We start from the raw sequence: 24,844 nt of genomic DNA on the forward strand, positions 1-24,844 counted from the left end.
CAGTCTAGGAATCACCGACGGTCACGAGGCGAGCGGCTGCTCCAGTCCGACCTCCTCGGCCATCTCGGACAGCACGTCGATGTTCAGCTCGAACCCGAGGACGGCCTCGGCGGCCACCCGGGACCGCGCGACGGCGTCCCACGGGGCGGCGTCGAGCAGCTCGCGGTAGCGCGCGCGGAACCGGGGCGGAGCGCCGAGCGAGGAGAAGTCGTAGAACCGGACGCCGTCGCCGGACAGCCCGTAGGTGCGCTGCAGCAGCCTGCCGATCACCTGGCCGCCGGACAGGTCGCCCAGGTAGCGGATGTAGTGGTGGGCCACGAACCGCTCGGGATCCGTCGCCGCGGTGCGCAGTCGCTCCACGTAACGCGCGGTGGAGGGCAGGATCCGCGGGACGCCGCTGCCGAGCGCGTCGAGATCGTCGTGCAGGGCGGGCAACCTGCGCAGCTCGTCGATGACGAACGGCCCGGCGACCGGGTGGTCGGCCATCACGTCGGAGGCCGCCTCGAGGGCGGTGTAGATCGCGCCGTACTGCTCGGCGAGCAGGGTGTAGGCGTCCAGCGGCAGACCGCCGTCCAGCAGTGCGGCCATGTAAGTGGAGCGGTGTGCCTGCTCGTGGACCTCGTACGTGGCCTGCCGGAGTTCGGCGGACAACGTCCCCGAGATCGGGGTCGTGGCGCCCATCGGCCCTCCCGTGGATCTGACACCGTGTCAGATCCGATGGTAGGCCGTGCGACGCGGTAAGGCTAGCCTCAGTCGTGGGTCGTCGTCGAGACCATCCGCAGGACGGCGGCGACCGCGGTGTCCACGGTGGCCTCCAGTTGCGGGGGTGCGACGTCGACGATCTTCCGGCTGGACAGTGCCGCGGCGACGAGCGCGGCGAGCACCGCCGGGTCGTCGTCGACCATCGAGCCGTCGGCCGCACCGTCCCGGAGGATCGCGGTCAGCCGGTCGCCGATCGGGTCGGCGTGCGCGGCGATCCGCCGGTACGCCTGCGGGTCCAGCGCCCCGGCGAGCGCCTGACCAGGCGGGAGGTGGAACTCGGCGAGCCGGCGCAGCTGCATCCGGGCGAACACGGCCAGGCGCCCCGCGGGGGACGACACCCCGGCCAGTGCCGCGTCGAGGTCCTCGACGTAGCGGGCGGCCTCGTGCTCGACGAACGCGACCAGCAGCGCCTGGCGGTCCGGGAAGTGGTTGTACATCGCCGACCGGCCGACGCCGGCGGCAGCGGCGACGCCGGACAGCGTCACCTGCTCGAAGCCGCGCTCGTAGAGCTGCTCGCGCAGCGCGGCGAACACCCGCTCGCGCACCTGCTCGCGATGCGTCGCGAGCGAGCCCAGGACCTTCGGCACGCGGGCCAGTGTAGGCCCGCGCGCCGGGTCGCGAGGGGTGCCTCAGCGGCGGGTCAGAGCTGCGCGAGCACCGACTCGACGCCGGACACCTCGACGCTGGAGGGGACGTCCTCGACGCCGATCCACTGGACGACGCCGTCCTTGACGATCGCGGCGTACCGCTTCGAGCGGGTGCCGAGACCGAAGGCGGAGCCGTCCATGTCGAGACCGGCGGCCTTCGCGAAGTCGGCGTTGCCGTCGGCCAGCATGAGGACGGCGTCGCCCACGTTGCGGGCCTCGGCCCAGGCGGCGAGCACGAACGCGTCGTTGGCGGAGGTGCAGGCGACGGTGTCGACGCCCTTGGCCTTCAGCTCGTCGGCACGCAGCACGTAGCCGGGCAGGTGGGTGTCGGAGCACGCCGGGGTGAACGCCCCGGGCACGCCGAACAGGACGACCGTGCCCGAGCCCAGCGCGGTCGCGCTCTGGACCTTCGTCGGGCCGTCGGCGGTCGGGGTCATGAGGGTGACGTCGGGGATCTGGTCACCGGCAGCGAGTGCCACGGGGGTCCTCCACGGGGAGTGCACGGACGGTCGTGCGCAACCCTAGCCCCGGCGCGCGCCGGCGCCGGACCCACATGCCACCCCGCCCGCCCGTTGCCGCTCTCGCGCCCGACCGACAGAAGCGCCACCCGCGGCGGACCCGCACAGCTCGTGCGGCCCCGCACAGCTCGTGTAGGACCCGCACAGCTCGCGCCGCACAGCTCGCGTCGGCCCGCACAGCTCGCGCCGGCCCCGCACAGCTCGCGCCGCGCCCCCGCGCCGGGCCCGCACGGCCCACCGCGGAACCGCACAGGTCGTGGCGGAACCGCACAGGTTCTGCCTCGTGCGGGGGCAGCACAGCCTGTGCGGTCTGCGGAGCATCTGTGCGGTTGCCGGACCGGGTGTGGTCCGGCGCGGCGCCCGACCCGGGGTCACCTGGCCAGGGATCGGCGGAGGCGGGCTGCCGCCTCGGCGAAGTCGGCCAGATCGGCCCAGGTCCAGCGGACGACCGCGAGTCCCTCCGCCCGCAACCTGTCCTCGCGTAGCTTCTCCTCCCAGAGCACCTCGGCCGGGTCCTGGTCGGGACGCAGCTCGCGGCCGTACTTGACCCGGCCGTCGAACTCGGCGACGACCCGCTGCTCCGGCCACGCGAAGTCGGTGACGTGTCGGTGTCCGCCGCAGTGCACCTCCCACTGCAGCACCGGCGCGGGGAACCCGGCCCGGGCCAGGGCGATCCGGCTTCGGGTCTCGCCGACGCTCCCCGAACGCCCGTCCGCGGCCGCCGCCACCCGGCGGACCGTGCCGATGCCGGACCGTCCGGCCGCCGCGGTGACCGCGGCGGTCAGCTCGTCGGGTGTCATCAGCGGTGGCCTGCCCTGGGACCGGCGGGCGAGTGCACGGTCGGCGACGACGAGTCCGCGCTCCAACCCGGCCGTCCGTGCGATGTCGACGACCGTCCGCGCCGGGGTGGTCACGGCGATACCGCCGACCGTCGTCCGGTCCTCGGGTGCCAGCGGGGACGGGTGGACGTGGAGGTCCCGGGTCCGGCGGCCACCGTGCGAGCGGTCACGGGTGACGTGCACGCGGTCGAGCGGAAGCCCCCAGGTGTCCAGGCCGCGCACGACCGCCGCCGACACGTGGCTGGCGACGGCTCCCGGTGCCAGCTGGCGGAGCGCGGCACGGACCGCCGCGCGGTGCCGGGCGCGGAGCTGCGTCAGCGCGGGATCGGCGGCCTCGAGGTACGCGCCGCGCCGGATCGCGACGAGCTCGCCGCGCGCGAGTGCCCGGCCGATCTCGTCCTCGTCGAAACCAGCGGCGCGCAGATCGCTCCGGAGCCGTACACCGTGTGCGGGCAGGGAACCGTCCATGCCGCGCAGGCAACACGGCCGGCTCGCGGACCGGGCCGAACCCCCCGATCCCGTTCGCGATCGCATCGCGTCCGCTCACCGGCAGGACCTGCTTCGCCCGTCGCCGCACGGGATCTCCGGCTGCCGCACGATCTCGGTCCTGCGCGGCGGCCCCACCACCTGTGCGAGCGCCGCGCCCGCGGGGGCCGCGCCCAGTGACGGACACACCCGCGCGGATCCGGCCGTGCCGCGGCTCGGTTACCCGATTCGGTGCCGCACATGCTGTACGGCTGTCGCACGATCCCAGTCCTCTGCGAGAGCATTACAACCTGTGCGGGCGCTCCACAACCTGCGGGACTGCAGCGGTTCCTGCTCCGGCACGGAGCGATGTACCCGTGCGGAACGGAGGCGATCTGCTCGGCGCGATCCGCTCGGCTCAGCGCCGCACAGGTTGTGGGGTTCCCGCACGAGATCGGGCTTGTGCGGCTCGAACGAGACCTGCGCGGTTCCGCCGGGATGTGTGCGGCTGTCTCGGAACCTGTGCGGCTGGGTGGGGGAGGACGAGCGCGGTCCGGTGACTGCGGCGCATCGCCCTCGGACCGGGAGCCGGGAAGGTTCCGGAAGCCGCTGATCCCGATCACTGGCGCTCCGGATGCCGGTCTCCCGCATCGGACGGGCGCGCCCCCGCACAGCCGGCGTGCCCTCCACTGGCCGGCGTGCTCCGGCACAGGCTGGCGTGCTCCGGCACAGGCCTGCGTGCCCCCGCACAGGCCGGTCTGCTCCCGCACAGGACTGGTCCCGTGCGGGAGCAGCACTCCCTGTGCGGGAGCGTGCCGCGGGGTGCCGCGCGCGGTGCGGCGGTGCGGCGCGTGGTGCGGTGGTGCGGCGGCTGGTCAGTGGCAGTGCTTTCCTTCCGACGGCGGGACGTCCAGGGCCGGGTTGCGGTCGAAGAAGCCGGCGGGCTTCAGGGTGAAGCCGGTGTAGTCCACGGGCATGACCGGCCAGTCCTCGGTGCGCGGGAAGTGGGTCAGGCCGAAGGTGTGCCAGAGCACGACGTCCTGCCCGTCGACGTCCCGGTCCGCAGCGGTCCAGGCGGGCAGCCCGGCCCCGCCCGGGTTCTGGTTGACGAAGTCACCGGCCGGGTACCGCTCGGCCGGGTCGTAGCGCGTCACCCACAGCGCCTTCGTCGCGAACGCCGCCCGGGCCGCGATCGACGACGCCGGGTCGGCCAGCAGCGTCGGCTGGCCGTGCGGGTGCAGGACGTACCCGACCGGCTGCCCGAGCGCGTTCGTCTTCTCGGTGTTGACGACGTGCCACACCCGTGCGGTGCCGGGCGAGGCGTCCCGCTGCGCGCCGGACTCGGAGCCGAGCCGGGTCGCGGAGCGGGCGAACGCGTTGCCGTAGCGGTTCCCGTCACCCATCGGCACCCGGACCGCCTCGACCTCCTCGACGGCGTTGGCGAGGCCGTCGACCGTCATGTCCAGGCGTGCGGAGAACAGGTGCTGGTGGAACGGTGCGCCGAGGCCGGGTGCGATCTCGGTGGCGTGCTCCCCGGGGGTTCCCGAGGTGAACACGATGCCGGTGGCCTTGGCCTCCAGCTCGATGGTGCCGTCGAGGTAGAGGTACCAGTAGAAGCCGTAGTCGTAGTTCCCGATCGGGGTGAAGAACGAGATCACCAGCCGGCGCTGGCGGCGCACCTCGCGGGACCCGGTGAAGATGTCGGTGTGCTTCCAGAGGACGCCGTGGTCCTCCTCGTGCATGCAGATCGCGTTGCCGATCGTCTTCGGGTTGCCGAGGTCGTCGGCGATGGTGGCATCGACGTAGTGGATGTCGCCGAGGCAGTCGCAGCCCAGCTGCAGCGAGTCGGCGTAACGGGCGAACATGTACTCGCCGCAGTCGAAGTAGTTCTGCCAGAACCGGACCGGCGCCGGGTCGGCGTACGGCACCACCATCTCCGCGACCGACGCCCGGTAGCAGACCTGGCGGTCGTCGAACGAGATCTGGTGCAGGGTCAGGCCCTCGCGCTCGTTGAACCCGATCCGCAGGTCCCACTTCCCCCAGCGGACGCGGCCGTCGTCGACGGTGAACGACCGGCCCTCGGGCTGGGTGATCTCGATCGGCTTCAGGCCCTCCAGCGGCGGGCCCTGCACGGCCGGGTCGTCGAAGTTCCCGCTGGTCTCCGGCACCGGCACGACACCGGTGTCGATCACCCGGTCGACCGAGCGGTTCGTCAGGTCGATGTAGGCGACGAGCCCGTCGATCGGGTGCGCCCACGGGTGGTCGGACTCGGAGTCCTGGCGGAACCCGAAGGCGCGGGCCATCCGGCGCCCGGTCTCCTCGGCGTAGTCGTAGACGCCCGCCGACAGCGGCACGGCCCGGACCGACGCCGGCTCGATGCCCCGCTCCGCGAGCGCGGCCAGCCAGTCCGGTGAGGCGTTCAGGACGTCCTCGATGAACTCGAACTCGGAGTCGATGATCGGTGGCTGGCCGTCGGACGCGGGCTCCAGCTCCCGGCTCGACACGAGCTCGCCCGCGGTCGCCGAGACGACGGTGTCCCAGGACCGGCCGGACGCCAGGTCCAGCAGCACCACCCGGAAGCGGCGGTCGGGGACGCCGTCGTCGAACGCGAGGACGTCGGCCTTCGGCGGCTCCTCGGGCGCGAAGAACGCGTACCGGACGTGCTCGCCGAGCATCCCGGCCGCTGCGAGCACCTCCCGGACGGCGGCGACCTCGGCCTCGGTGGTCATGGTCAGCGGGTGCCCGGAGTGCGTCCGGGGCTCCTCGACGGCGGTCATCGGTCCTCCGTGGTGTCGACGGTGTGCTGGGGCGAGATGTGAGCCGGGACGGGTGGCGGCACGCGCCGGGACCACGCGGCACCCCCGGCGAACGCCACCACCAGGACGGCGCCGATCGCGGTCGCCAGCGCGGGCGAGCCCCCGATCAGCGTCGGGAAGTTCGCGACGGTCAGCGCGAGGCAGGTCAGCAGTCCGGCGAGGCCGAGTGCCGGCGCGAGCCGGGTGTTCCAGAGCCGGCGGTCGGCCCGGGTCCGGGCGAAGAACACGAGGACGGCGAGGCAGGTCAGCGCCATCAGCGTCAGCACGCCGAGGGTCGCGGTGCCGGCCATCCAGGCGAACACCTGCGTCACCGGGTCCATCCCGGTCACGGCGAAGACGACGATCAGCAGGAGCGCCGTCCCGGACTGGGCCAGCGACGCCGCGTGCGGCGACGCGTGCCGGGCGTGGCTGCGGCCGAACACCGCGGGCATCGTCCCGGCGTTCCCGAGCGCGAACAGGTAGCGGGCCAGGACGTTGTGGAACGACAGGAGCGCGGCGAACAGGCTGGTCACCAGCAGGACCTGGGCCACGTCCCCGCCGACGGGGCCGAGCACCGCGGTGATCGTCGAGACGATCATGTTCCCGGGGTCCTCGCCGGCCCGCGCGACGGCGTCGGCGTCACCCCAGGCGGACACCACGGCCCACGCCGAGAGCGTGTAGAACGCGCCGATCAGCACCAGCGCGAGGTAGGTGGCACGCGGGACGGTGCGCTCGGGGTCGCGGGCCTCGTCGCGGAACACCGCGGTCGCCTCGAACCCGATGAAGGACGCGATCGCGAACATGATCGCGATGCCGAGCGAGCCGGAGAGGATCTCCGACGGCACCAGGAGCGCCGTCGACCGGCCGGTGCCGAGCCCGCCGGTCACGGCGACGACGGCGTCGAACACGAGCACGATCGCGACCTCCGCGACCAGCAGGACGCCCAGCACCCGGCCGGACAGCTCGATGCGCCGGAATCCGAGCACACCGGCGACGACCAGTGCCCCGGCCGCGTAGAGGTACCAGGGCAGGGCGGGTCCGCCGTAGTGCTGGACGACGGCGTCGAGGGTCGCGCCGAGGTAGCCGTACACCGCAGCCTGCACCGCCGTGTAGGTCACGAGTGCGAGGAACGCCGAGCCGAGCCCGGGCGCCGCGCCCAGCCCGCGGGCGACGTAGGAGTAGAACGCCCCGGCCTCCGGGACGTGCCGGCTCATCGCGCAGAACCCCACCGCGAACAGCAGCAGGACGACGGCGCAGAGCACGAAGGTGGCAGGGAACGCGGCCCCGTTCCCTGCCGACAGGCCGAGCGGGACGGTCCCGGCGACGACCGTGAGCGGTGCCGCGGCGGCGACCACCATGAACACGATCGACCCGGCACCGAGCGAGCCCCGGAGCCGGTGGCCGGGCGGCCGCGCCGAACCGGTCGCGGCAGGGACCTGCGGGTCGGATGCTGGTGCGCTCATCGGCGCCTCCGGGACGAGATGTGGCGGACGGATGCCGGGCACCGTCTCGCCCGGCCCCCGCCGGTCACAACGACCGCTCCCGAGTGGTGCGAATCACGGTACGACCCGTTCCCGCCGGGTGGGAAGCGCGCGCCGGAAATTCTCGTTCGACCCGTCGACGCTGGTCACGACGTCGTGATCGGGCGATAGTGTCCCGGTCCGACGATCACCGGTGACCGCGGACGGAGGTGGGTGTGGGCGTGCTGCGCGACCGTTCGCCGGTGCACGGGCTGGAACGACGCCGGCTCGGCCCGGCCGACGTGCTCGCCCAGTCCATCGCCGGTTCGGCCCCGTCCGCGGCGATGGCGGCGACCCCGGTGATCGTCGCGGGGATGGCCGGTCCGGCGACGGTGTGGTCGTTCGTCGTCGCGACCGTGCTCGCGTTGCTGGTCGCGACGAGCATCGGCCGGTTCACCACCCGGATGGCCGCGCCGGGCGGGCTCTACACACTGACGGCGCAGGGGCTCGGGTCCGGCGCCGCGTTCGCAGGCGGGATCGCCGGGGTGGCCGGGTACCTGCTGCTCTGCGGCGCCGCCGTCGCCGGGGCCGTGCTCTACCTGCAGTCGCTGCTCGGACCGCTGCTGCCCGGCGACCGGTGGGTCCCCGTCGCGGCCGCGGTGGTGGCCGGGGCCCTGATCACCGCACTCGTCGTGCGCGGGGTGCGGCCGGCGGCGCGGGTGGTGCTGCTGGTGGAGGCCGTCGCCGTCGCCGTGCTGGTCGGAGTGTTCGCGGTGCTGCTCGCCGGCGGCCCACTGCCCGGGCCCGGCCCTGATCCGGTCGAGCCCGCCGGACCGGGAGCCGGCGGCCTCGTCGCCGGGGTGCTCCCGGCGCTCGCCGCCTTCATCGGGTTCGAGGTGGCGACGTCGCTGGGCGCCGAGGCCCACCGGCCGTTCCGCTCCGTCCCGCGGGCCGTGCTCGTGACGGCCGCGGTGACCGGCGTGCTCTACGTGTTCGCCGCGGCCGTGCAGGTGGCCGGGTTCGCCGAGGTCCCGGGCGGCCTCGCCGGGCAGGCGCAGCCGGTGCAGGTGCTCGCCACGGCCCGTGGCTGGTCGTGGATCCCGCCGGTGCTCGACGCGGCGCTGGTGCTGTCGTTCCTGGCCTGCGGGGTGGCGACGGCGACGGCGCTGTCCCGGGTGCTCTTCTCGCTCGCCCGCGACGGCGCCGTCCCGCGCGTGCTCGGCCGCACCCACCCGCAGTTCCGGACGCCGCACGTCGCCGTCCTCCTCGGCGTCCCCGCCGCGACGGCGGCGGTGGCCGTCCCGGTGGCGCTCGGCGTGCCGCTCGGCACGGTGCTGGTCGCCCTGCTGTCGTCGGCGACGATCGGGTTCCTCCTCACCTACGCGCTGGTCTGCCTGGCCGCCCCGCTGTTCCTGCGCCGGATCGGCGAGCTCACCCCGGCCGCGGTGCTGACGGCGGTGGTGGCCGTACCGGCACTGCTCGCCGCGCTCGCCGGCTTCGTCGTCACCGCGCCGGCCGGTGGCGTCGTGCTCGCGGTCGCGCTGCTCGGCGCCGCGGTCTGGTTCGTGGTGCTGCGCCGCCGCGGCGGCCTGCGCGATCTCGGCGTCTACGACGAGACCGTCGCCTCCGACGTGTGGGGCCGGTCCGGGTGAGTGCGACGGGTACGGGGCCCGCTCCGATCAGCGGCCGCCAGCCGCGCGCGGTCCGGACGGCGCTGGCCGTGCTGGAGGAGGTCGTCGCCGCGGGGCCGGGGGTGACGGCCAAGGAGATCTCGGCCGCACTGCGCCTTCCCCCGGCGACGACGTACCGCGTGCTGAACCTGCTGGTGGGGGAGGAGTACCTGGTCCGGCTGCCGGACCTGCGCGGTTTCGCGCTCGGAAGGCGCGCCGCGCGGCTGTCGCCGGTCCCGGTGCCGCGCCCGCCGACGGCGGCCCGGGCGGTCGTCGAGCACCTGCGCGGGTTGGTCCGGTGGGGCGTGCACCTGGCCCTGTTCGACGCGGGTCGGCTGCACCTCGCGGACCCGGACCCCGACCACCCGCCCAGCGACCCGGACCTGCTCGCCCGGCTGCCGCAGGCGTCGGCGCTCGGGCGGCTGCTGCTGGCCGAGCAGCCGGACTGGCGGGCCCTGGTCCGGGACCTGCGGCCGGTGACGGGGGCGACCGTCACCGACCCCGACGAGCTGGCGGCGCTCCTGCCGGGCGTCCGCCGCGACGGACTCGCCTCCCAGACCGGGGAGCTGCGTCCGGACCGCGGGTGCCTGGCCGTGGCCGTCCGGTCACCCGCGGACGGCCGGCTCGTCGCCGGGCTGGCCCTGTCCGGTCCCGCCGACCGGGTCGCCGACCCGGACCCCGGGCTGGTCACGTTGCTGCGGGAGCACGCGGCGAGCCTCGGTCCACTCCTCGGCTGAGCCGTCCGGGGTCAGAGATCCCGTTCGGCGAGGTACTGCTCCCCGGCCGCGGTGAGCCCGATCCGGGTCCGGGCGGTGTCCCCGTCGCCGCTCTCCTCGACCAGCCCGAGATCGAGCGCGCGCTGCTCGAGCTGTGCGGCCATGCCCCGCTGCTGGTCGGTGGCGTCGCCGCCGCGGCCGAACAGGGTCGTGACGGGATCCGCGCTGCCACCGGTCTCCCGGAGGCGCAGGAGGAAGGTCGCGAGGGGATCCAGCATCGTCGCCGCCGTTCTGCTCGTCGTGCGGTCCGCGGGTGTGGTGTGCCCACGCCGGACCGTAGCCGCGGAGACGGCCGACGGGCAGCCCCGGCCGCTACTCCTCCAGCTCGGCCAGCGCCTTCTTCGCCTGCTCCAGCTCGGCCTCCAGCTCCGCGACGCGCGCTGCCTTGGCCGACCGGGCGGTCTCGATGACCTCGTCGACCGGTCCGGCCAGGTCCGGGTGCAGGGCCGCCGCGGCCTGCGAGACCGCGGTCGCGCTCACCGGCAGCCCGCGGGCCACCCAGGAGCTGCCCTGCTTCAGCTCGGCCTGCCACTCGCCGTCGGCGGAGCCGCTGACGGTCAGGGTCATCGTGATGACGCGGGTGGTCTTCGCGGTCGAGCCCTTCGGCCGGCCCCGCCTGCGCTTCGGCGCCTCGCCGTCGGCGGGCTCGGCGGCCCCGTCCGCGGGCGACGTCCCGGGGTTGCCACCGGCCGGTGCCGCCGCCCCGTCGACGGCGTCGCTGTTCCCGGTCACCAGGTCCTCGTCCACGTGCTCCCTCGTCCTCTCCTCGCCCGACTGCGGCAGGTACAAGGGTGGAGTCAGAACATGTGTTCGGGCAACCCGGCCCGGCGTGTTCCACCGTGTGGGTCCGGGCCGGGGACGCCGTGCCGCCGGCCGATCACCGTCCGCGGTGTCGGCGTCACCCACAGGAGGACGTCGCCGCCCGCCCTCCTGTCACGATCGTCGTCATGCGCATCGACCATCTCGACCACCTGGTGCTGACCGTCGCCGATCCCGGCCGGACCGTCGCCTTCTACCGCGACGTACTCGGCATGACGGCCGTCGAGTTCGGCGGCGGCAGGCGGGCGCTGGAGTTCGGTCCCAGCAAGATCAACCTGCACGAGGCGGGCCGCGAGTTCGAGCCGAAGGCCGCGGCGCCGACACCCGGCAGCGCCGACCTCTGCCTGATCACCCTCGACCCGCTCGACCGGGTGCAGGAGGAGCTGGCCGCGCACGGCGTCGCGGTGGAGGAGGGGCCGGTGGAGCGCACCGGCGCCCGCGGCCCGCTGCGTAGCGTCTACCTGCGCGACCCGGACGGCAACCTGATCGAGATCAGCAACGAGGTCTGACGCCGGTCAGCCGGCCGGGTCCGGGAACAGCCGGTCCGCGAGGACCGAGACCGGCAGGATCAGCAGCCACGAGAACATCGCCGCCGCCGGTGCGACGAACGCGATCGGGATCGACGGGACGAGCGCGACCACGGGGGCCAGGCCGTGGATCAGGGTCGCGCGCGCCGCCGCCGGCGTCACCTCCGGGCCGGTCAGCCGGCCGCCAGACGACGCGTGCCACCAGATCGCCGCCGACGCCAGCCCGATCACGATCAGGTTCGCCGCGTAGAGGACGACGGCGGCCGTCCTGGCGCCGTGCTCGCCGAGGGCGGAGGTCGGGAACGGCAGGAACGCGATCCCGAACAGGTAGGCGAGGTTGAGCGACATCAGCCGCCGGTCCGCGCGGACGAACCGGTCGAAGAGCTGGTGGTGGAACATCCAGTAGCGGCCGATCACCACGAAGCTGAGGGCGAAGGTGAGCATCCGGGGGAGGAGGTCGAGCAGCTGGGGACCGATCCGGTCGTCGCTCAGCACGGTGTCGGTCAGCGGGAGGACCAGCAGCGTGATGGCGATGGCGAACACGCCGTCGCTGAACGCCGTGATCCGCTCCAGCCTTGTCCCGTCCGGCCGGATCGTCGTCACCGGACCCCCTCCGTGCTCCTCGCGGCCCGGACGGCCCGCACCGGTGACCTCGCACCTAGCCTGGCCGGTGTGACGGGCACGGTGCGGGCGGTGCGGTTCCACGCGACGGGCGGTCCGGAGGTGCTGCGCGTCGAGGACGTCGTCGTGCGCGAGCCCGGACCCGGCGAGGTCCGGATCCGGGTGCACGCCGTCGGGCTGAACCGGTCGGAGGTCGCCTTCCGGCGCGGGACCTACCTCGACCGTCCGGTGCTGCCCGCGGGTCTGGGCAGTGAGTGCTCGGGCACCGTCCTCACGATCGGACCGGGCGTCGACGGCTGGTCGCCCGGCGACGAGGTGTGCGTGCTGCCGGCGTCGTCGCAGAACGACCATCCGGTCTACGCCGAGGAGGCCGTCGTCCCGGCCCGTGCGCTGCTGTCCCGGCCTCCCGGCCTCGACGACGAGGGTGCCGCAGCGCTCTGGATGCCGCTGCTGACGGTGTGGGGCATGACCCGGCACGCGGTCCGGCTGCGGGAGGGCGACCGGCTGGTGGTCACGGCGGCCGCGAACAGCATCGGCGCCGCGGCCCTGCAGGTCGCGCGGCACCTCGGTGTGCACGCCGTCGCGACCGTGCCCGACGACCGGCACGTCGCGGCACTGCGCGCCGCCGGTGCGGCCGAGGTCGTGACCGGCGACGACGACCTGCGCCCGGCGATCGGCGGCGACGGCGCCGACCTGGTGCTCGACGCCGAGGGCGGCCCCGGGGTGGGACGCCTGGTCCGCGCGTGCGCGCCGGGCGGCGCGGTGATCGTCCACGGCGGACTGTCGGGTGAATCGACGCCGTTGCCCGCCGCCGGGTACGCGCCCGTCTGGCTGCGCCGTTTCCACGTCCGCGAGGTCACCGGCGACGCCGCCGTGCTGGCCCGGGCGACGGCGTTCGTCCGCGCCGGTCTCGCGGCGGGGACGCTCGCCCCGCTCGTGGACCGCGTCTTCGGGATCGACGACGTCGCCGCGGCACACGAGTACCTCGAGTCACCGGAGCGGGCCCCGGGGAAGCCGGTCCTGCGGATCGGTCAGCCGAACAGATAGGCCCCGAACAGCGCGTTCGCCAGGCCCACCACGACGCCGACGGTGCCGAGCAGGACGGCGGCCGTCGCGGTCCGCCCGACCGTAGCGCCGCATGGTCACCGTCACGGTCGTTCGCATTGCTCACGAGGTGTGTTGCGTGGTGCAATCGACTTCGGTCCGAAACGTCCGCGATCTCGCCGGGGTCCGTTCCCGGGGAAAGGCAGTGAGGTGGACGACATGTCCCGATCATCCGGTGCCGCACACGCACCGAGCCCGTTCCGCCAGCCGAAGGCCGTGTGGGCGGTGGCGTTCGCGTGCGTCATCTCGTTCATGGGGATCGGCCTGGTCGACCCGATCCTGCCGTCGCTGTCCGGCCAGCTCGGCGCGAGCCACGCCGAGGTCGAGCTGCTGTTCACCAGCTACCTCGTGGTCACCGCGATCGCGATGCTGGCGACCGGCTGGGTGTCGTCGCGGATCGGCGCGAAGAAGACGCTGATCGCCGGGCTGGTGCTGATCGTGGCGTTCGCCGCGCTGGCCGGTGCGTCGTCCGGGATCTGGGGGATCGTCGGGTTCCGTGCCGGCTGGGGGCTGGGGAACGCGCTGTTCATCGCGACCTCGCTGGCCGTGATCGTCGGCTCGGCGTCCGGCGGGTTCGCCGGGGCGATCGTGCTCTACGAGACCGCGCTCGGCCTGGGCATCGCGACCGGCCCGCTGGTCGGTGGGCTGCTCGGGAACTGGTCGTGGCGCGGGCCGTTCTTCGGCGTCTCGGCGCTGATGCTGGTCGCACTCGTGGCGACGGTCGTCCTCCTGGAGCCGACACCGGTCCCGCAGCGGAAGGCGCGCCTGTCCGAGCCGCTGACCGCGCTGCGCCACCGCGCGCTGGCGACGACCTCGGGCGTCGGCCTGCTCTACAACTGGGGCTTCTTCACGATGCTCGGCTACGCCCCGTTCCTGATGGGCGACCTCGACCCGATCACGCTGGGCTGGGTCTTCTTCGGCTGGGGCCTGCTCGTCGCGCTCTTCGCGGTGTTCGGCGCCCCGTGGCTGAAGGAGCGGTTCGGCACCGCCCGCACCCTCTACAGCGCCCTGGTCGGGATCGCGGTGCTGCTCGCCGCGATCGGGCTGTTCGACACGGTCCCCGCGGTCGTGATCGTCGCGGTGATCCTCTCCGGGATCGTCGTCGGCCTGAACAACACCCTGGTCACGACGGCCGTCATGTCGATCTCGCCGGTGCCGCGGCCGACCGCGTCGGCGACCTACGGTTTCGTCCGGTTCATCGGGGGCGGGCTCGCCCCGCTCGCGGCCGGTCTGATGGCCGGTGCGGTCGGCGCGTCGGTGCCGTTCCTGATCGCCGCCGTCGTCGTGCTGGCCGGGGCGGCCCTGCTGTCCACCATCCACCGCGAGCTGGAGGCGGCCGACGCCGAGTCCGTCCAGGAGGGTGCGTCCTCCGAGCGGGCCGACGCCGAGGAGGCCGTCCGCGAGGTGCCCGGCCTGCCCGACGAGTCGATCATCGCCGAGGACGCGCTGGAGCACGACCGCCGCTGACCGGGCCGCCGGCCACGCCGCTGATTCCGGGCCGCCGGCCACGCTGCTGATTCCGGGCCGCCGGCCGCGCTGTTGATCCCGGGCCGCCGGCCACGACGCGGTGGCCGGCGCCCGGTTCACGCGCCGCCCACCAGCGCGGCGAACCGGTCGAGGTCCACGTTGCCCCCGGAGATCGTGACGCCCACCCGGGCCCCCGCGAACCGCTGCGGGTCCGCGGCGACGGCCGCCCGCAGCCCGGCGAGCGCCAGCGCCCCGGTCGGCTCGACCAGCACCTTGTACCGCGACGCGAACAGCGCCATCGTCTCGACCAGCGCCGCGTCCGGCACGGTCACGACGTCCTCGACGTGCTTGGCGATGATCGGGAAGGTGCGGTCGCCGAGGAACCGGGTCGCGGCGCCGTCGGCGATCGTGCGGGGCTGCTCGATCGTCACGATCCGCCCCGCCCGCAGGGACTGCCTGCCGTCGTCGCCGGCCTCGGGCTCGACACCGAACACCGCACAGCCCGGCGAGAGCGCCTGCGCCGCGAGCAGCGACCCGGACAGCAGCCCGCCGCCGCCGAGGCAGACGAACAGCGCGTCGAGCGGGCCGTGGTCCGCGAGCAGCTCCAGCACCGCGGTGCCCTGCCCGGCGATGACGTGCGGGTGGTCGTAGGGCGGCACCAGGGTGAGCCCCTGCCGCCCGGCGAGGTCGGCGGCGATCGCGGCGCGGTCCTCGGTGTAGCGGTCGTAGGCGACGATCTCGGCGCCGTAGCCGCGGGTCGCGGCCATCTTCGACGCCGGTGCGTCGGTGGGCATGACGATCGTCGCCGGGACGTCGAGCAGCTGCGCCGCCAGTGCGACCGCCTGGGCGTGGTTGCCCGAGGAGTACGCGACGACGCCCGCGCGCCGCTCGTCCGGCCCGAGCCGGGACAGCGTGTGGAACGCGCCGCGGAACTTGAAGCTCCCCGTGCGCTGCAGGTTCTCCGCCTTCACCAGCACCGTCGTGCCGAGCTCGGCGTCGGTCAGCCGCGACGTCAGCACGGGGGTGCGGTGCGCAGTCCCGCGGAGGACCTCCGCGGCGGCGTGCACGTCGTCCGGGGTGGGCAGGTCGGTCGGGTCCGGGGTCACCCGGACAGCTTCCGGCCCCCGATCCTGTCCGATCAAGCCCGTTACGGTCCGTCCCCGAACGGGTGTAACGAGTCACTTGTCCGGATCGCTGTAGGGGACAGGCTCCCCCCTTCCCCGAGAGGACCCCCGATGCGCCTGCGCACCCTCCCCGCCGCAGCACTGCTCGCCGTCGCCGCCACCGTGCCGATGGCCGGTGCCGCCTTCGCCCAGGACCGCGACTGCGCCGACTTCGCGAGCCAGGCCGACGCCCAGGCCGCGCTGCAGCCCGGCGACCCGGAGCGGCTGGACCAGAACGACAACGGAGTCGCCTGCGAGTCCCACGACTACGGCTCGGCGGCCACCGCCACGGCCGCCTCGACCGGCTCCGGCGACACGCCGTCGCAGGTCACCGCCACCCCGGTCGGCGGGGTGGAGGCCGGTGGCGGCCCGGCGGACCTGCTACCGCTCGCGTTCGGTGCGGTCGCCGCGGGCGGGATCGGGGCCGTCGCGGTGCGGCGGGTCGCGAGCCGGCGTGGCTGAACCGCGCCCCCGCGGACCGGGACGCGTCGGACCGGGATCCGCCGGAGCGCGACCCGCAGGACCGCGGACACCGTCGCGCGGCGCGGCGGCGTGAGCACCCGCCACCCGCCCGCCGCACGGCGACCGGCCGTGCCCGGCGCCGCCGCGGGCCGGGCCCGGGTGCCGATGCGCCCGGCCCGGGGGCGGCGCCGGCGGTCGGCCGTCCGCGTCGCGGGCGTGACCACGCTGCTCGGGCTCGCGATGCTCGTCGCGGATCCGGCCGGCGCGCCGGAACCGGCGGCGTCGGAGCAGGTCGGCGGTCCGGCCGCACCGCCGTCGGCGGGGGACCGGCCACCGGCCGGGCTGCTGCCGGCGGGCGCGGAGCCGCGGGCGGAGTCGGCGCCGGTGCGCCTGCGGGTCGACCGGCTCGGCCTGGACACCGGGCCGGTGCCGCTCGGCCTGCTCGGCGACGGATCGCTGGAGGTCCCGGCCGATGCCGGGACGGTCGGCTGGTACACCGGCGGGCCCACACCCGGCGAGCGCGGACCGGCCGTGCTCGCCGCGCACGTCGACTGGAAGGGACTCCCGGGCGCGTTCGCGGAGCTGCACACGCTGGTGCCCGGGGACCGGATCCGGGTCGACCGCGCCGACGGGAGCACGGTGACGTTCGCCGTCCGGCACACCGGGCAGTACCCCAAGGACGCGTTCCCGACCGGGGAGGTCTACGGCGACCTGGACCATGCCGCGCTCCGGTTGATCACCTGCGGCGGCGCGTTCGACCGGTCGGCCGACAGCTACACCGACAACGTCGTCGTGTTCGCCGACCTGGTGTCCTGACCCGGCCTCAGCGACGCCGCCCGGTGCCCCGGCCGGGCGGCGCCGTGAGCGGGTCCTCCGGCCAGGCGTGCTTCGGGTAGCGGCCGCGCAGCTCGGCCCTGACCTGCGGGTACCCGGTCGCCCAGAACGACGACAGGTCCGCCGTCACCGCCGCCGGGCGCCCGGCGGGGGAGAGCAGGTGCAGCACCACCGGCACCCGTCCGCCCGCGACGGCGGGGGAGCCGGTCCAGCCGAAGACCTCCTGCACCTTCACCGGCAGCGCAGGCGCCTCGCCCGAGTAGTCGAGCGCGATCCGGGACCCGGACGGCACGAGGAGGCGTTCCGGGGCGAGCTCGTCGATGCGTCCGGCGAGCGCACCCACCCGGCCGGCCGCGTACGCCCGCAACGCCTGCCCGGCGTCGACCCTGGCCAGGTCGGCGCGCCGCCGCGCGGTCGCGAGCGGGCCCGCGAGCCAGCCGGCGGGATCGGCGGCGGAGTCGAGCAGCGCGTCCTCGGCGACGTCCGGCCAGGGCTCGCCCAGGGTGCGGTGCAGGAAGCCGAGCCGTTCGGCCAGCGACCGCGCGGCCGCCCCCCAGCGCAGCAGTCCGGTGCCCTCGGCGCGCAGGCCCGCGACCAGCGCCGCGCGCACCGCGCCGGCGTCCGGCCGCGGGTCCGGGCGCTCCTCCAGCACGATCGCGCCGAGCCGACGGACCGTCCTGGCCCGGACGTCGCCCGACTCCCACACCACCTCCGCCCCGTCGACGAGCAGCGCGGTCCCGGCCCGTTCGGCGGTCTCGCGGTCGGTCGCCGCGGCCAGCCGGACGCGACCGTGCACCTGCCCCGGGCGCCGGTCCGCGACGGCGACGGCGAGCCACTCCGCGTCGCGCAGCGGACCGGACGGCACCTCGGCCGCGGTGCCACCGGCCATCAGGTACACCCCGGACCCGGCCTCCCGGCGGCGGGCGAGACGCTCGGGATGGGCGAACCCGGTCACCAGCGCGACCGGGTCCCCGTGGTCCGCAGCGGGCCGCCGGCGGTTCCCGCCGGTGCCCGCGTCATCGTCACCGGAGCCGTTGCGCCCCGTGCGGCGCAGGGACCGGGCCAGCCGGTCCCGCTCGCCGCGCCAGCGCCGTGCACCCGGCGCGTCCGCGGAGCGCAACCGGGACAGCGCGGTGACGAGGTCGGGCTCGCGGCCGGCCAGGGTGTCGTCGTCGAGCACCGCGACGATGCCCGCCACCTCGCGCGGGTCGATCCCGGCGGCCGCACCGTCGAGCAGCGCGCGGGCCAGCCGCGGGTGCAGGCCCTGTGCCGCGATCCGGCGGCCCCGGGCGGTGACCGACCCGGCGGCGTCGAGAGCCCCGAGCGCGGTCAGCACGTCCCGGCCGGCGGCGAGCGGGCCGGACGGCGGCGCGTCCCACCACCGCAGGCCGGCCCCGTCCGGGGTGCCCCAGACGGCGAGGTCCAGCGCGAGCGCGGTGAGGTCCGCGATCCGGATCTCCGGATCGGGGGCGTCGGCGAGCACCTCGCCCTCGGGCCAGCAGCGGTAGGCGTGCCCGGGAGCCTCCCGCCCGGCGCGCCCCGCCCGCTGGACCGCGACCGCCCGTGACACCCGCCGGGTGACCAGCCCGGACAGCCCGCGCCGGTGGTCGGTGTGCGGCACCCGCGCCAAACCCGAGTCGACGACGGCGCGCACCCCCGGCACGGTCAGGCTCGACTCGGCGACGGCGGTGGCCAGGACGACCCGGGCCCGCGGGCCCTCCCGCAGCGCCGCGTCCTGCTCGGCCGCGGGCAGCCGCCCGTGCAGCGGGAGGACGTCGGCGTCGAGGTCGTCCAGCCCGCGCAGTGCCGAGGCGACCCGGTCGATCTCGGCGACCCCGGGCAGGAACGCGAGCACCGACCCGTGCACGCGCGCCCGCCGCACCGCACGGACGACGGTGGCCTCGGTCCGCTCGTCGCGGACCGGTGGGACATGGGTGACGTCGACGTCGAACGTGCGCGCCGCGACCTCCAGCACCGGGGCCGGCCGGTCGCCGTCGCCGAGCAGTGCGGCGGGGCGGGCTGCGGCGAGGGTGGCCGAGGTGGCGAGCAGCCGCAGGTCCGGGCGCAGCCCGTCGCGGGCGTCGAGCAGCAGGGTGAGCAGGAGGTCGGCGTCGAGGTGCCGCTCGTGCACCTCGTCCAGCACCACCGCCGACACCCCCGCCAGCTCCGGGTCGGCGGCGAGGCGGCGCAGCAGCAGCCCCGAGGTCACGACCTCGACCCTCGTGTCGGGCCCGGACCGGGCGTCGCCGCGGACGCGGTAGCCGACCGGCCCGCCGACCTCGGTCCCGAGCAGCGACGACATGCGGGCGGCCGCGGCGCGGGCCGCCACCCGGCGCGGTTCGGCGACCACGACCCGGCCCGGCGGTGCCGGGCCGGAGCCGGTCAGACCGGCCAGCGCGAGCGGGACCAGCGTCGTCTTGCCGGTACCGGGCGGCGCGACCAGCACACCCGCCCCGCGGTCGTCGAGGGTGCGGACCAGCTCGTCGAGGACGGCGGTGACGGGCAGGTCGGGCAGCGGGGAGGCCATCACCGGCCAGTATCCCCGGACCGCGTGATCAGCCCGCGAAGAGCGGCACGGTGCGGCCGGTCGAGCGCCCGTCCGGGTGCAGCAGCCGGCCCATCCGCTTGCGGGTCCGCAGGATCACCGAGGTGTCGACGATCTCCGCCGCCGGGACCGCGTGCTCGATCGCCGACTGCATCCCGACCAGCTCCGGCAGCGTGTGCGTCCAGGCGGTGACCAGGAAGTTGGCCGGGCCGGTCAGCGACAGGCACAGCCGGACGCGGGGATCGCCGCGGATCCGGCGGACCGCGTCGGCGACGTCGTCGGTGGGCAGCCGGATCCACCAGGTCACGCAGATCGGCCAGCGGGTCAGCAGCTGCGCGACCTCGCAGCGGAACACCAGTGACCCGGACCGGACCAGTGCGGCGAGCTGGCGGCGCACCGTGGACGCCGGGCGCCCGATACGGGCGGCGATCTCGGCGGCACCGGCGCGGCCGTCGGCCCCCAGCTCCCGCACGATCGGCCGGTGCACCGGGCCGAGCAGGTCGACCGGTTCGCCGGCATCCCGCCCGTCGGCCTGCCGCAGCTCCCGCACGGCGTCGATCTGGGCCGCGTCCAGAGCGTCGAGCCGCCAGCGGCTGCCCTCGAGATGGACGCCGGCGGCCAGGTGCGTCCGTGTCGACGCGACCCCCGGGACCCGGGCGAGCCGGTCCAGCACCAGCCCGGACAGCTCCGCGAACGACGGCGCGTTCACGGTCAGCAGCAGGTCCCGGCCGCGGGCCGCGTGCTCGATCGTCATCACCGGCGGCTCCTCCTGGAGGGCCGCCACCACCTCGTCGAGCCGTCCCGGCGCGCAGTCGATCTCGACGAGCGCGACCTGCATGACGTCCTCGCGCACGACCGGGTAGCCGGTCACCCAGGCCAGACCCGCCTCCCGCAGGCGCTCCCAGCGCCGGGCCAGCGTGACCGGTGCGGCGTCGAGGACCGGGGCGAGCCCGCTCCAGCTCGCGCGCGGATGGAGCTGGAGGGCGTGCACGAGCGCGAAGTCGTCCTCGGACAGCTGGTGGTGCACGGATCCCTCGCAGTCGCCGGCTTCGAGATCGGATCCGTCGATGGTACGAGGCCGGACGAGCGCGCCCGCAGACTTCGCGGACCGGCGGCCGGGCGACGGGGCCAGGCCGCGAGGACACGAGGGGATCGCATGGATCTGTCCGACGACGCCCGATCGCTGCACCCGGACCTGGTGGCGCTGCGCCGCGCGCTGCACCGCGAGCCCGAGATCGGCCTGGAGCTGCCGCGCACCCGTGACCGGGTGCTCACCGCACTGCAGGGACTCCCGCTGGAGATCACCGAGGGGACGGCGACGACGTCGGTGACCGCCGTCCTGCGCGGCACCGCGACCCGTGACGGCGCCGGCCCGGTCGTGCTCCTGCGCGGCGACATGGACGGTCTGCCGGTCGCCGAGAACAGCGGCGAGGACTTCGCGGCCGGCACCGGCACCATGCACGCCTGCGGCCACGACCTGCACACCAGCGCCCTCGTGGGGGCCGCGCAGCTGCTCTGCGCGCACCGCGACCGGCTGGCGGGCGACGTCGTGTTCATGTTCCAGCCCGGCGAGGAGGGCTGGGACGGCGCCGGCCGGATGATCGACGAGGGCGTGCTCACCGCCGCAGGCCGCCGGGCCGACCACGCGTACGGGCTGCACGTCTTCGCGAACCGGCTGCCCGCGGGCGTCGTCACGACCCGGCCGGGGGTGTTCCTGTCCGCCTCGCACGGTCTCGACGTCACCGTGCACGGCGCCGGCGGGCACGGGTCCAACCCGCACACCGCGCGCGACCCGATCGCCGCCGCCGCGGAGATGATCACCTCGCTGCAGACGATGGTGACCCGGCGCTTCGACATGTTCGACCCGGTGGTGCTGACCGTCGGCGTCGTGCGGGCCGGGACCCGGCGCAACGTCATCCCGGAGACCGCGCGGTTCGAGGCGACCGTGCGCAGCTTCTCCGACGCGCACGCCCGGCTGCTCCCGCAGCTGGTCCGCGAGGTGTGCGACGGCGTCGCCGCCGCACACGGCGTCCGCGCCGAGGTCGGGTGGACCGACGAGTACCCGCGCACCGTCAACGACGCCGGCGAGGTCGGTTTCGCCGCGGAGGTCTGCGCCGGGCTGCTCGGCGAGGAGCGCTTCGCCATCGCCACCGACCCGGTGAGCGGGTCGGAGGACTTCTCCCGGGTCCTCGACGCGATCCCCGGTGCGTTCCTCGGGATGGGCGCCTGCCCGACCGGGACGGACCCGGCGGGCGCGCCGATGAACCACTCGCCGCTGGCCCGGTTCGACGACGCCGTGCTCGGCGACGCCGCCGCCCTGCACGCCTCGCTCGCCGCGGCCCGGCTGGGGGTGCCCGCATGAGCACCCGGGACTCCGAGCGCACCGACCGGCGTCGCACCATCCTCGGGATCGGTACCGGCAACGCCATGGAGTGGTTCGACTGGAACGTCTACGCGACGTTCTCGGCGTTCTTCGCCCCGCAGTTCTTCGCCGGTGACGATCCCGGCGCGGCGCTGCTCAAGACGCTCGCCGTGTTCGCCGTCGGCTTCGTCGCGCGGCCGTTCGGCGGGTGGGTGTTCGGCGCGATCGCCGACCGCCGCGGCCGGAAGCTGTCGATGGCGCTGTGCGTCGCGACCGCCGCCGTCGGCAGCCTGGTGATCGGCCTGACCCCGACCTACGCGACGATCGGGCTCGCCGCGCCGCTCGTGCTGCTGGTCGCCCGGCTGGCCCAGGGCCTCGCCCACGGCGGCGAGCTGCCCGCCGCGCAGACCTATCTGGCCGAGATGGCACCCCGGCAGCGGCGCGGCCTGTGGTCGAGCCTGATCTACGTCTCCGGCACGGTCGGGATCCTCGCCGGCACCGTCCTCGGGGCGGTGCTGGCCGGCACGCTGACGGCCGGGCAGATGGCCGCCTGGGGATGGCGGGTGCCGTTCGTCCTCGGTGGCGTGTTCGGGTTGTACGCCCTGGTCATGCGCCTGCGGATGCGCGAGTCCGACACCTACGTGGAGGAGAGCTCCCGGGAGGCAGGCACCACCGGGGGACCGTCGTTGCTGCGCCGGGTGTTCTCCCGGCCGAAGGCGCTGGCCCGGGTGGTGTTCCTGACCAGCGGGATCACCGTCGTCTACTACGTCTGGTCGGTGGCCGCCCCGGCGTACGCGATCACCGCCCGTGGGGTGGCCCCGGCCGCGTCGTTGTGGGCGGGTGCCGCCGCGCTGACGATCTTCATGCTGCTGCTGCCCGCGTGGGGTGCGGCGTCGGACCGGTTCGGCCGCCGCCGCACCCTGCTCGTCCCCGGGGCGTTGCTGGTCGTCCTGCTGTTCCCGCTGGACGCGATGATCTCCGACGGCCCGACGCTGTTCGTCGCGATGACGGTCGCGCTCGTCCTGATCGGCGCGCCCTGCGCGATCGCCCCCGCGCTCTACGCCGAGCTCTTCCCGACCGGGATCCGGGCGGCCGGGCTCGGTGTGCCGTACTCGGTGTCGGTCGCGCTGTTCGGCGGGACGGCGCCGTACCTGCAGACGCTGTTCGCGGAGATCGGCAGGCCGGGCCTCTTCCTCGCCTACTCGGCCGGGTTGCTGGTGGTCTCCGGGGTGGCCGTGTACCTGCTGCCGGAGACGCGCGGCATCGACCTCGCCTCGGCCGGTGCGGAGGAACCGGCCGAGGCGACGCGCTGATCCCGTTCCGGTCAGTTCCCGGCGGTGCCGGTGGCCGACGACGGGGCCGGTGTGACCGCGTCCGAGGACTCCGTGACCGGGTACTCCGCGGACGGGTCGCCCGTCGCGTCCGGGACGACGGTGCCGGGAACGTCCGTGAGGCCGATGGGCGTCTCGACCGGCTGGACCGTGGACCCGTCGAGCACGAAGCCGCCGCCCGACCACGTCCAGGTCCAGGTCTGGCTCCCGGTCGGGCCGCCGGTCGCGGTGTCGGTCGCCTCGAAGACCCGGACGCCGGTCGTCAGCGACCCGGTGCCCAGGGCGAACGACGACGCGTCGAACTCCGGGGTGCCGGTGCTGCCGGTCGGCGGGGCCGGGACGGGCAGCTCGGCGAGGACGGAGCCGGTGTCGTCGAGCAGCTGGACCGACTGCTGCGTGGCGTCGCCGGAACCGCACTCGAGGAGGACGGCGGTCTCGGCCCGGCCGTCGCCGTCGACGTCGCCGGTGGTGACGGCGGCCAGCTCGGCCGGGCTGCCGTCGGACGCGCTGCCGCGTCCGCCGGAGAGAGTCACGGTCCCGCACGGGACGGTGTGGGTGCCGTCGGCCGGGTCGAACGGGGTGGTGCTCCCGGTACCGGCCTCGGTCCCGGTGTCGGTGCCGGCCTCGGTCGCGGTGTCGGTGCCCGGGGTGCCCGGGGTGCCCGGGGCGGGAGAGGTGCCGTTCCCGGCGGGCGGGGTGGAGCCGGAGCCACCCGGGGCGGGGACGGCGGCGTCGCCGTCACGGTCGCCGTGCGAGGTCGCGGGCCGCGAGAACGGACGGTGCCGCCACGGGTCGACCAGCGTGTAGTTCCGGATCTCGACGCTGCTGGTCAGCACGACCGACACGTTCGTCTCCGAGAACGACACCCAGGTCGGTCCGGTGTAGACGGCGCCGTAGAACGTCGGTGCGGCTGACAGCGGGTTGCCGCACGAGCAGCGCACCACCGGCACGCCCCACCGGTCGACGAACACGGCGGTGCCGGCCTGCAGCACCGACGGGAACGGGGTCGCGACGCCGTTCACGTAGCCGTGGTTGGTGACCAGGGTGTCGGCCCGCAGCACGACCGGGGTGAGGCCTGCGACGTAGCCGTCGATCTGCGAGGTGCCCAGGCCGAGCGCCCCCGCCCAGGCGGTGGCCTTGCCCGGGTCGTCCCGCAGGTACCCGGTGAGCGACGCGGCGTCGCAGGTCCCGTCGCTGCGTGTCCCGCCGTAGAGGCCCGCGGTGTCACCGGCGACGCTCCCGCCGGAACCGGCCGGGGCGACCACCCCGGTGGCGTCGGCACCGACGGCGGGCATGAACGGGTTGGCGCCCGCGGTGCCCACCGGCTCCCGCACGACCTGGGCGTAGGCCGGACCGGCCAGGGAGACGAACAGGGCGCCGGCGACGGTCAGCGCCAGCGCGGCGGCGACGACCAGGACGGCCCAGGTCGGGACGCCGCGGCGGCGCGGCCCGGCGGCGGGGTACGGGTGGTGGAACAGGGCGGGTCCCGGGTGGGGACGGTGCTGCGGCGGCATCGGTCGGGTCATGTCCGGCTCTCTCTGCGGCGAGGGTGGGTCGGGCGGTCGGGCGGTCGTCACCGCGGCCGGACCAGGCGGGTGCACCGGTCGGGCGCCCGGGGTGTCGCAGGCGGAGTAACGGCCGTTAGCCCCGTTAGTCGAAATTGGGGACCGGGGCCGA

At 75.3% G+C, this 24,844-nt stretch carries 22 protein-coding genes; 9 read left to right on the top strand and 13 right to left on the bottom strand.

The window, feature by feature from the left end; all coding sequences use genetic code 11:
• Positions 1-21: 21 nt before the first annotated feature.
• The 6 genes from PP1_RS27915 to PP1_RS27940 all read right to left on the bottom strand — a co-directional run bounded on the left by PP1_RS27915 (position 22) and on the right by PP1_RS27940 (position 7,489).
• Positions 22-681, bottom strand: a complete 660-nt coding sequence (locus PP1_RS27915) for a biliverdin-producing heme oxygenase (RefSeq protein ID WP_010225040.1) — start codon at positions 679-681, stop codon at positions 22-24.
• A 68-nt stretch (positions 682-749) separates the two neighbouring features.
• Positions 750-1,349 (bottom strand): TetR/AcrR family transcriptional regulator, encoded by a 600-nt coding sequence (locus PP1_RS27920; RefSeq protein WP_010225038.1) that lies wholly within the window; start codon positions 1,347-1,349, stop codon positions 750-752.
• A gap of 53 nt (positions 1,350-1,402) precedes the next feature.
• Positions 1,403-1,888 (bottom strand): peroxiredoxin, encoded by a 486-nt coding sequence (locus PP1_RS27925; protein ID WP_010225037.1) that lies wholly within the window; start codon positions 1,886-1,888, stop codon positions 1,403-1,405.
• Positions 1,889-2,298: 410 nt separating this feature from the next.
• Complete coding sequence (locus tag PP1_RS27930; RefSeq protein ID WP_010225036.1) at positions 2,299-3,234, bottom strand: hypothetical protein; 936 nt, start codon at positions 3,232-3,234, stop codon at positions 2,299-2,301.
• Between the two features lie 872 nt (positions 3,235-4,106).
• The gene (locus PP1_RS27935; RefSeq protein WP_010225034.1) at positions 4,107-6,008 is read right to left on the bottom strand and encodes a primary-amine oxidase; all 1,902 of its coding nucleotides are present in this window, start codon (positions 6,006-6,008) and stop codon (positions 4,107-4,109) included.
• Positions 6,005-7,489 carry an APC family permease gene (locus PP1_RS27940; RefSeq protein WP_010225032.1) on the bottom strand — a complete coding sequence of 495 codons (1,485 nt, stop codon included), beginning with the start codon at positions 7,487-7,489 and terminating at the stop codon, positions 6,005-6,007. Before PP1_RS27940 ends, PP1_RS27935 begins: the two co-directional genes overlap by 4 nt.
• A gap of 233 nt (positions 7,490-7,722) precedes the next feature.
• Here PP1_RS27940 and PP1_RS27945 point away from each other — a divergent pair, with 233 nt between their 5' ends.
• Together PP1_RS27945 and PP1_RS27950 are read left to right on the top strand one after the other, a co-directional pair.
• The gene (locus PP1_RS27945) at positions 7,723-9,138 is read left to right on the top strand and encodes an APC family permease (protein ID WP_010225030.1); all 1,416 of its coding nucleotides are present in this window, start codon (positions 7,723-7,725) and stop codon (positions 9,136-9,138) included.
• Positions 9,135-9,893, top strand: a complete 759-nt coding sequence (locus tag PP1_RS27950) for an IclR family transcriptional regulator (protein ID WP_075301707.1) — start codon at positions 9,135-9,137, stop codon at positions 9,891-9,893. The genes PP1_RS27945 and PP1_RS27950 overlap by 4 nt, the downstream gene beginning before the upstream one ends.
• 11 nt (positions 9,894-9,904) lie before the next feature.
• Here PP1_RS27950 and PP1_RS27955 read toward each other — a convergent pair whose 3' ends face one another.
• Both PP1_RS27955 and PP1_RS27960 read right to left on the bottom strand, forming a co-directional pair.
• Positions 9,905-10,150 carry a hypothetical protein gene (locus PP1_RS27955; protein ID WP_010225022.1) on the bottom strand — a complete coding sequence of 82 codons (246 nt, stop codon included), beginning with the start codon at positions 10,148-10,150 and terminating at the stop codon, positions 9,905-9,907.
• A gap of 94 nt (positions 10,151-10,244) precedes the next feature.
• Positions 10,245-10,679, bottom strand: a complete 435-nt coding sequence (locus PP1_RS27960) for a DUF6319 family protein (RefSeq protein WP_010225020.1) — start codon at positions 10,677-10,679, stop codon at positions 10,245-10,247.
• 200 nt (positions 10,680-10,879) lie between these two features.
• Here PP1_RS27960 and PP1_RS27965 point away from each other — a divergent pair, with 200 nt between their 5' ends.
• The gene (locus PP1_RS27965; protein ID WP_010225017.1) at positions 10,880-11,260 is read left to right on the top strand and encodes a VOC family protein; all 381 of its coding nucleotides are present in this window, start codon (positions 10,880-10,882) and stop codon (positions 11,258-11,260) included.
• A gap of 6 nt (positions 11,261-11,266) precedes the next feature.
• Here the strand turns inward: PP1_RS27965 and PP1_RS27970 are convergent, their stop codons facing one another.
• Positions 11,267-11,881 carry a TMEM175 family protein gene (locus PP1_RS27970; RefSeq protein WP_010225015.1) on the bottom strand — a complete coding sequence of 205 codons (615 nt, stop codon included), beginning with the start codon at positions 11,879-11,881 and terminating at the stop codon, positions 11,267-11,269.
• Between the two features lie 69 nt (positions 11,882-11,950).
• Between PP1_RS27970 and PP1_RS27975 the strand changes: the two genes are divergently transcribed.
• Both PP1_RS27975 and PP1_RS27980 read left to right on the top strand, forming a co-directional pair.
• Positions 11,951-12,946, top strand: a complete 996-nt coding sequence (locus PP1_RS27975) for a zinc-dependent alcohol dehydrogenase family protein (RefSeq protein ID WP_202796307.1) — start codon at positions 11,951-11,953, stop codon at positions 12,944-12,946.
• Positions 12,947-13,162: 216 nt separating this feature from the next.
• Positions 13,163-14,470, top strand: a complete 1,308-nt coding sequence (locus PP1_RS27980; RefSeq protein WP_029239217.1) for an MFS transporter — start codon at positions 13,163-13,165, stop codon at positions 14,468-14,470.
• A gap of 116 nt (positions 14,471-14,586) precedes the next feature.
• Here the strand turns inward: PP1_RS27980 and PP1_RS27985 are convergent, their stop codons facing one another.
• A complete protein-coding gene (locus tag PP1_RS27985) occupies positions 14,587-15,576 on the bottom strand; it encodes a threo-3-hydroxy-L-aspartate ammonia-lyase (protein ID WP_010225010.1) in 990 nt (329 codons plus the stop codon).
• Between the two features lie 129 nt (positions 15,577-15,705).
• Here PP1_RS27985 and PP1_RS27990 point away from each other — a divergent pair, with 129 nt between their 5' ends.
• Positions 15,706-16,095: an excalibur calcium-binding domain-containing protein gene (locus PP1_RS27990; protein ID WP_060575599.1), complete on the top strand. Its 390-nt coding sequence runs from the start codon at positions 15,706-15,708 to the stop codon at positions 16,093-16,095.
• A gap of 90 nt (positions 16,096-16,185) precedes the next feature.
• On the top strand, positions 16,186-16,911 hold the full coding sequence (locus PP1_RS27995) for a class F sortase (protein WP_060575600.1): 726 nt from the start codon (positions 16,186-16,188) through the stop codon (positions 16,909-16,911).
• A 7-nt stretch (positions 16,912-16,918) separates the two neighbouring features.
• Here the strand turns inward: PP1_RS27995 and hrpB are convergent, their stop codons facing one another.
• Complete coding sequence (gene hrpB, locus PP1_RS28000) at positions 16,919-19,456, bottom strand: ATP-dependent helicase HrpB (RefSeq protein ID WP_075314434.1); 2,538 nt, start codon at positions 19,454-19,456, stop codon at positions 16,919-16,921.
• 28 nt (positions 19,457-19,484) lie between these two features.
• On the bottom strand, positions 19,485-20,501 hold the full coding sequence (locus PP1_RS28005) for an Lrp/AsnC family transcriptional regulator (protein WP_010240735.1): 1,017 nt from the start codon (positions 20,499-20,501) through the stop codon (positions 19,485-19,487).
• A 129-nt stretch (positions 20,502-20,630) separates the two neighbouring features.
• On the opposite strand from PP1_RS28005, the gene PP1_RS28010 reads away from it, so the two are divergent.
• Together PP1_RS28010 and PP1_RS28015 are read left to right on the top strand one after the other, a co-directional pair.
• Complete coding sequence (locus PP1_RS28010) at positions 20,631-21,836, top strand: M20 metallopeptidase family protein (RefSeq protein WP_010240733.1); 1,206 nt, start codon at positions 20,631-20,633, stop codon at positions 21,834-21,836.
• The gene (locus tag PP1_RS28015; RefSeq protein WP_010240731.1) at positions 21,833-23,149 is read left to right on the top strand and encodes an MFS transporter; all 1,317 of its coding nucleotides are present in this window, start codon (positions 21,833-21,835) and stop codon (positions 23,147-23,149) included. Before PP1_RS28010 ends, PP1_RS28015 begins: the two co-directional genes overlap by 4 nt.
• A gap of 11 nt (positions 23,150-23,160) precedes the next feature.
• Here the strand turns inward: PP1_RS28015 and PP1_RS28020 are convergent, their stop codons facing one another.
• Positions 23,161-24,693: a DUF6777 domain-containing protein gene (locus PP1_RS28020; RefSeq protein ID WP_050802519.1), complete on the bottom strand. Its 1,533-nt coding sequence runs from the start codon at positions 24,691-24,693 to the stop codon at positions 23,161-23,163.
• Between the last annotated feature and the right edge of the window lie 151 nt (positions 24,694-24,844).

The sequence above is a fragment of the Pseudonocardia sp. P1 genome (assembly GCF_000178675.2).
GTDB lineage: Bacteria > Actinomycetota > Actinomycetes > Mycobacteriales > Pseudonocardiaceae > Pseudonocardia.

Bases quoted from the DNA above. Each gene is read 5' to 3' on its own strand.
- PP1_RS27990 (WP_060575599.1), top strand. From the start codon at position 15,706: ATGCGCCTGCGCACCCTCCCCGCCGCAGCACTGCTCGCCGTCGCCGCC.
- PP1_RS27930 (WP_010225036.1), bottom strand. From the start codon at position 3,234: ATGGACGGTTCCCTGCCCGCACACGGTGTACGGCTCCGGAGCGATCTG.
- PP1_RS27915 (WP_010225040.1), bottom strand. From the start codon at position 681: ATGGGCGCCACGACCCCGATCTCGGGGACGTTGTCCGCCGAACTCCGG.
- PP1_RS27935 (WP_010225034.1), bottom strand. From the start codon at position 6,008: ATGACCGCCGTCGAGGAGCCCCGGACGCACTCCGGGCACCCGCTGACC.
- PP1_RS28020 (WP_050802519.1), bottom strand. From the start codon at position 24,693: ATGACCCGACCGATGCCGCCGCAGCACCGTCCCCACCCGGGACCCGCC.
- PP1_RS28010 (WP_010240733.1), top strand. From the start codon at position 20,631: ATGGATCTGTCCGACGACGCCCGATCGCTGCACCCGGACCTGGTGGCG.
- PP1_RS27955 (WP_010225022.1), bottom strand. From the start codon at position 10,150: ATGCTGGATCCCCTCGCGACCTTCCTCCTGCGCCTCCGGGAGACCGGT.
- PP1_RS27980 (WP_029239217.1), top strand. From the start codon at position 13,163: ATGTCCCGATCATCCGGTGCCGCACACGCACCGAGCCCGTTCCGCCAG.
- PP1_RS28015 (WP_010240731.1), top strand. From the start codon at position 21,833: ATGAGCACCCGGGACTCCGAGCGCACCGACCGGCGTCGCACCATCCTC.
- PP1_RS27940 (WP_010225032.1), bottom strand. From the start codon at position 7,489: ATGAGCGCACCAGCATCCGACCCGCAGGTCCCTGCCGCGACCGGTTCG.
- PP1_RS27965 (WP_010225017.1), top strand. From the start codon at position 10,880: ATGCGCATCGACCATCTCGACCACCTGGTGCTGACCGTCGCCGATCCC.
- hrpB (WP_075314434.1), bottom strand. From the start codon at position 19,456: ATGGCCTCCCCGCTGCCCGACCTGCCCGTCACCGCCGTCCTCGACGAG.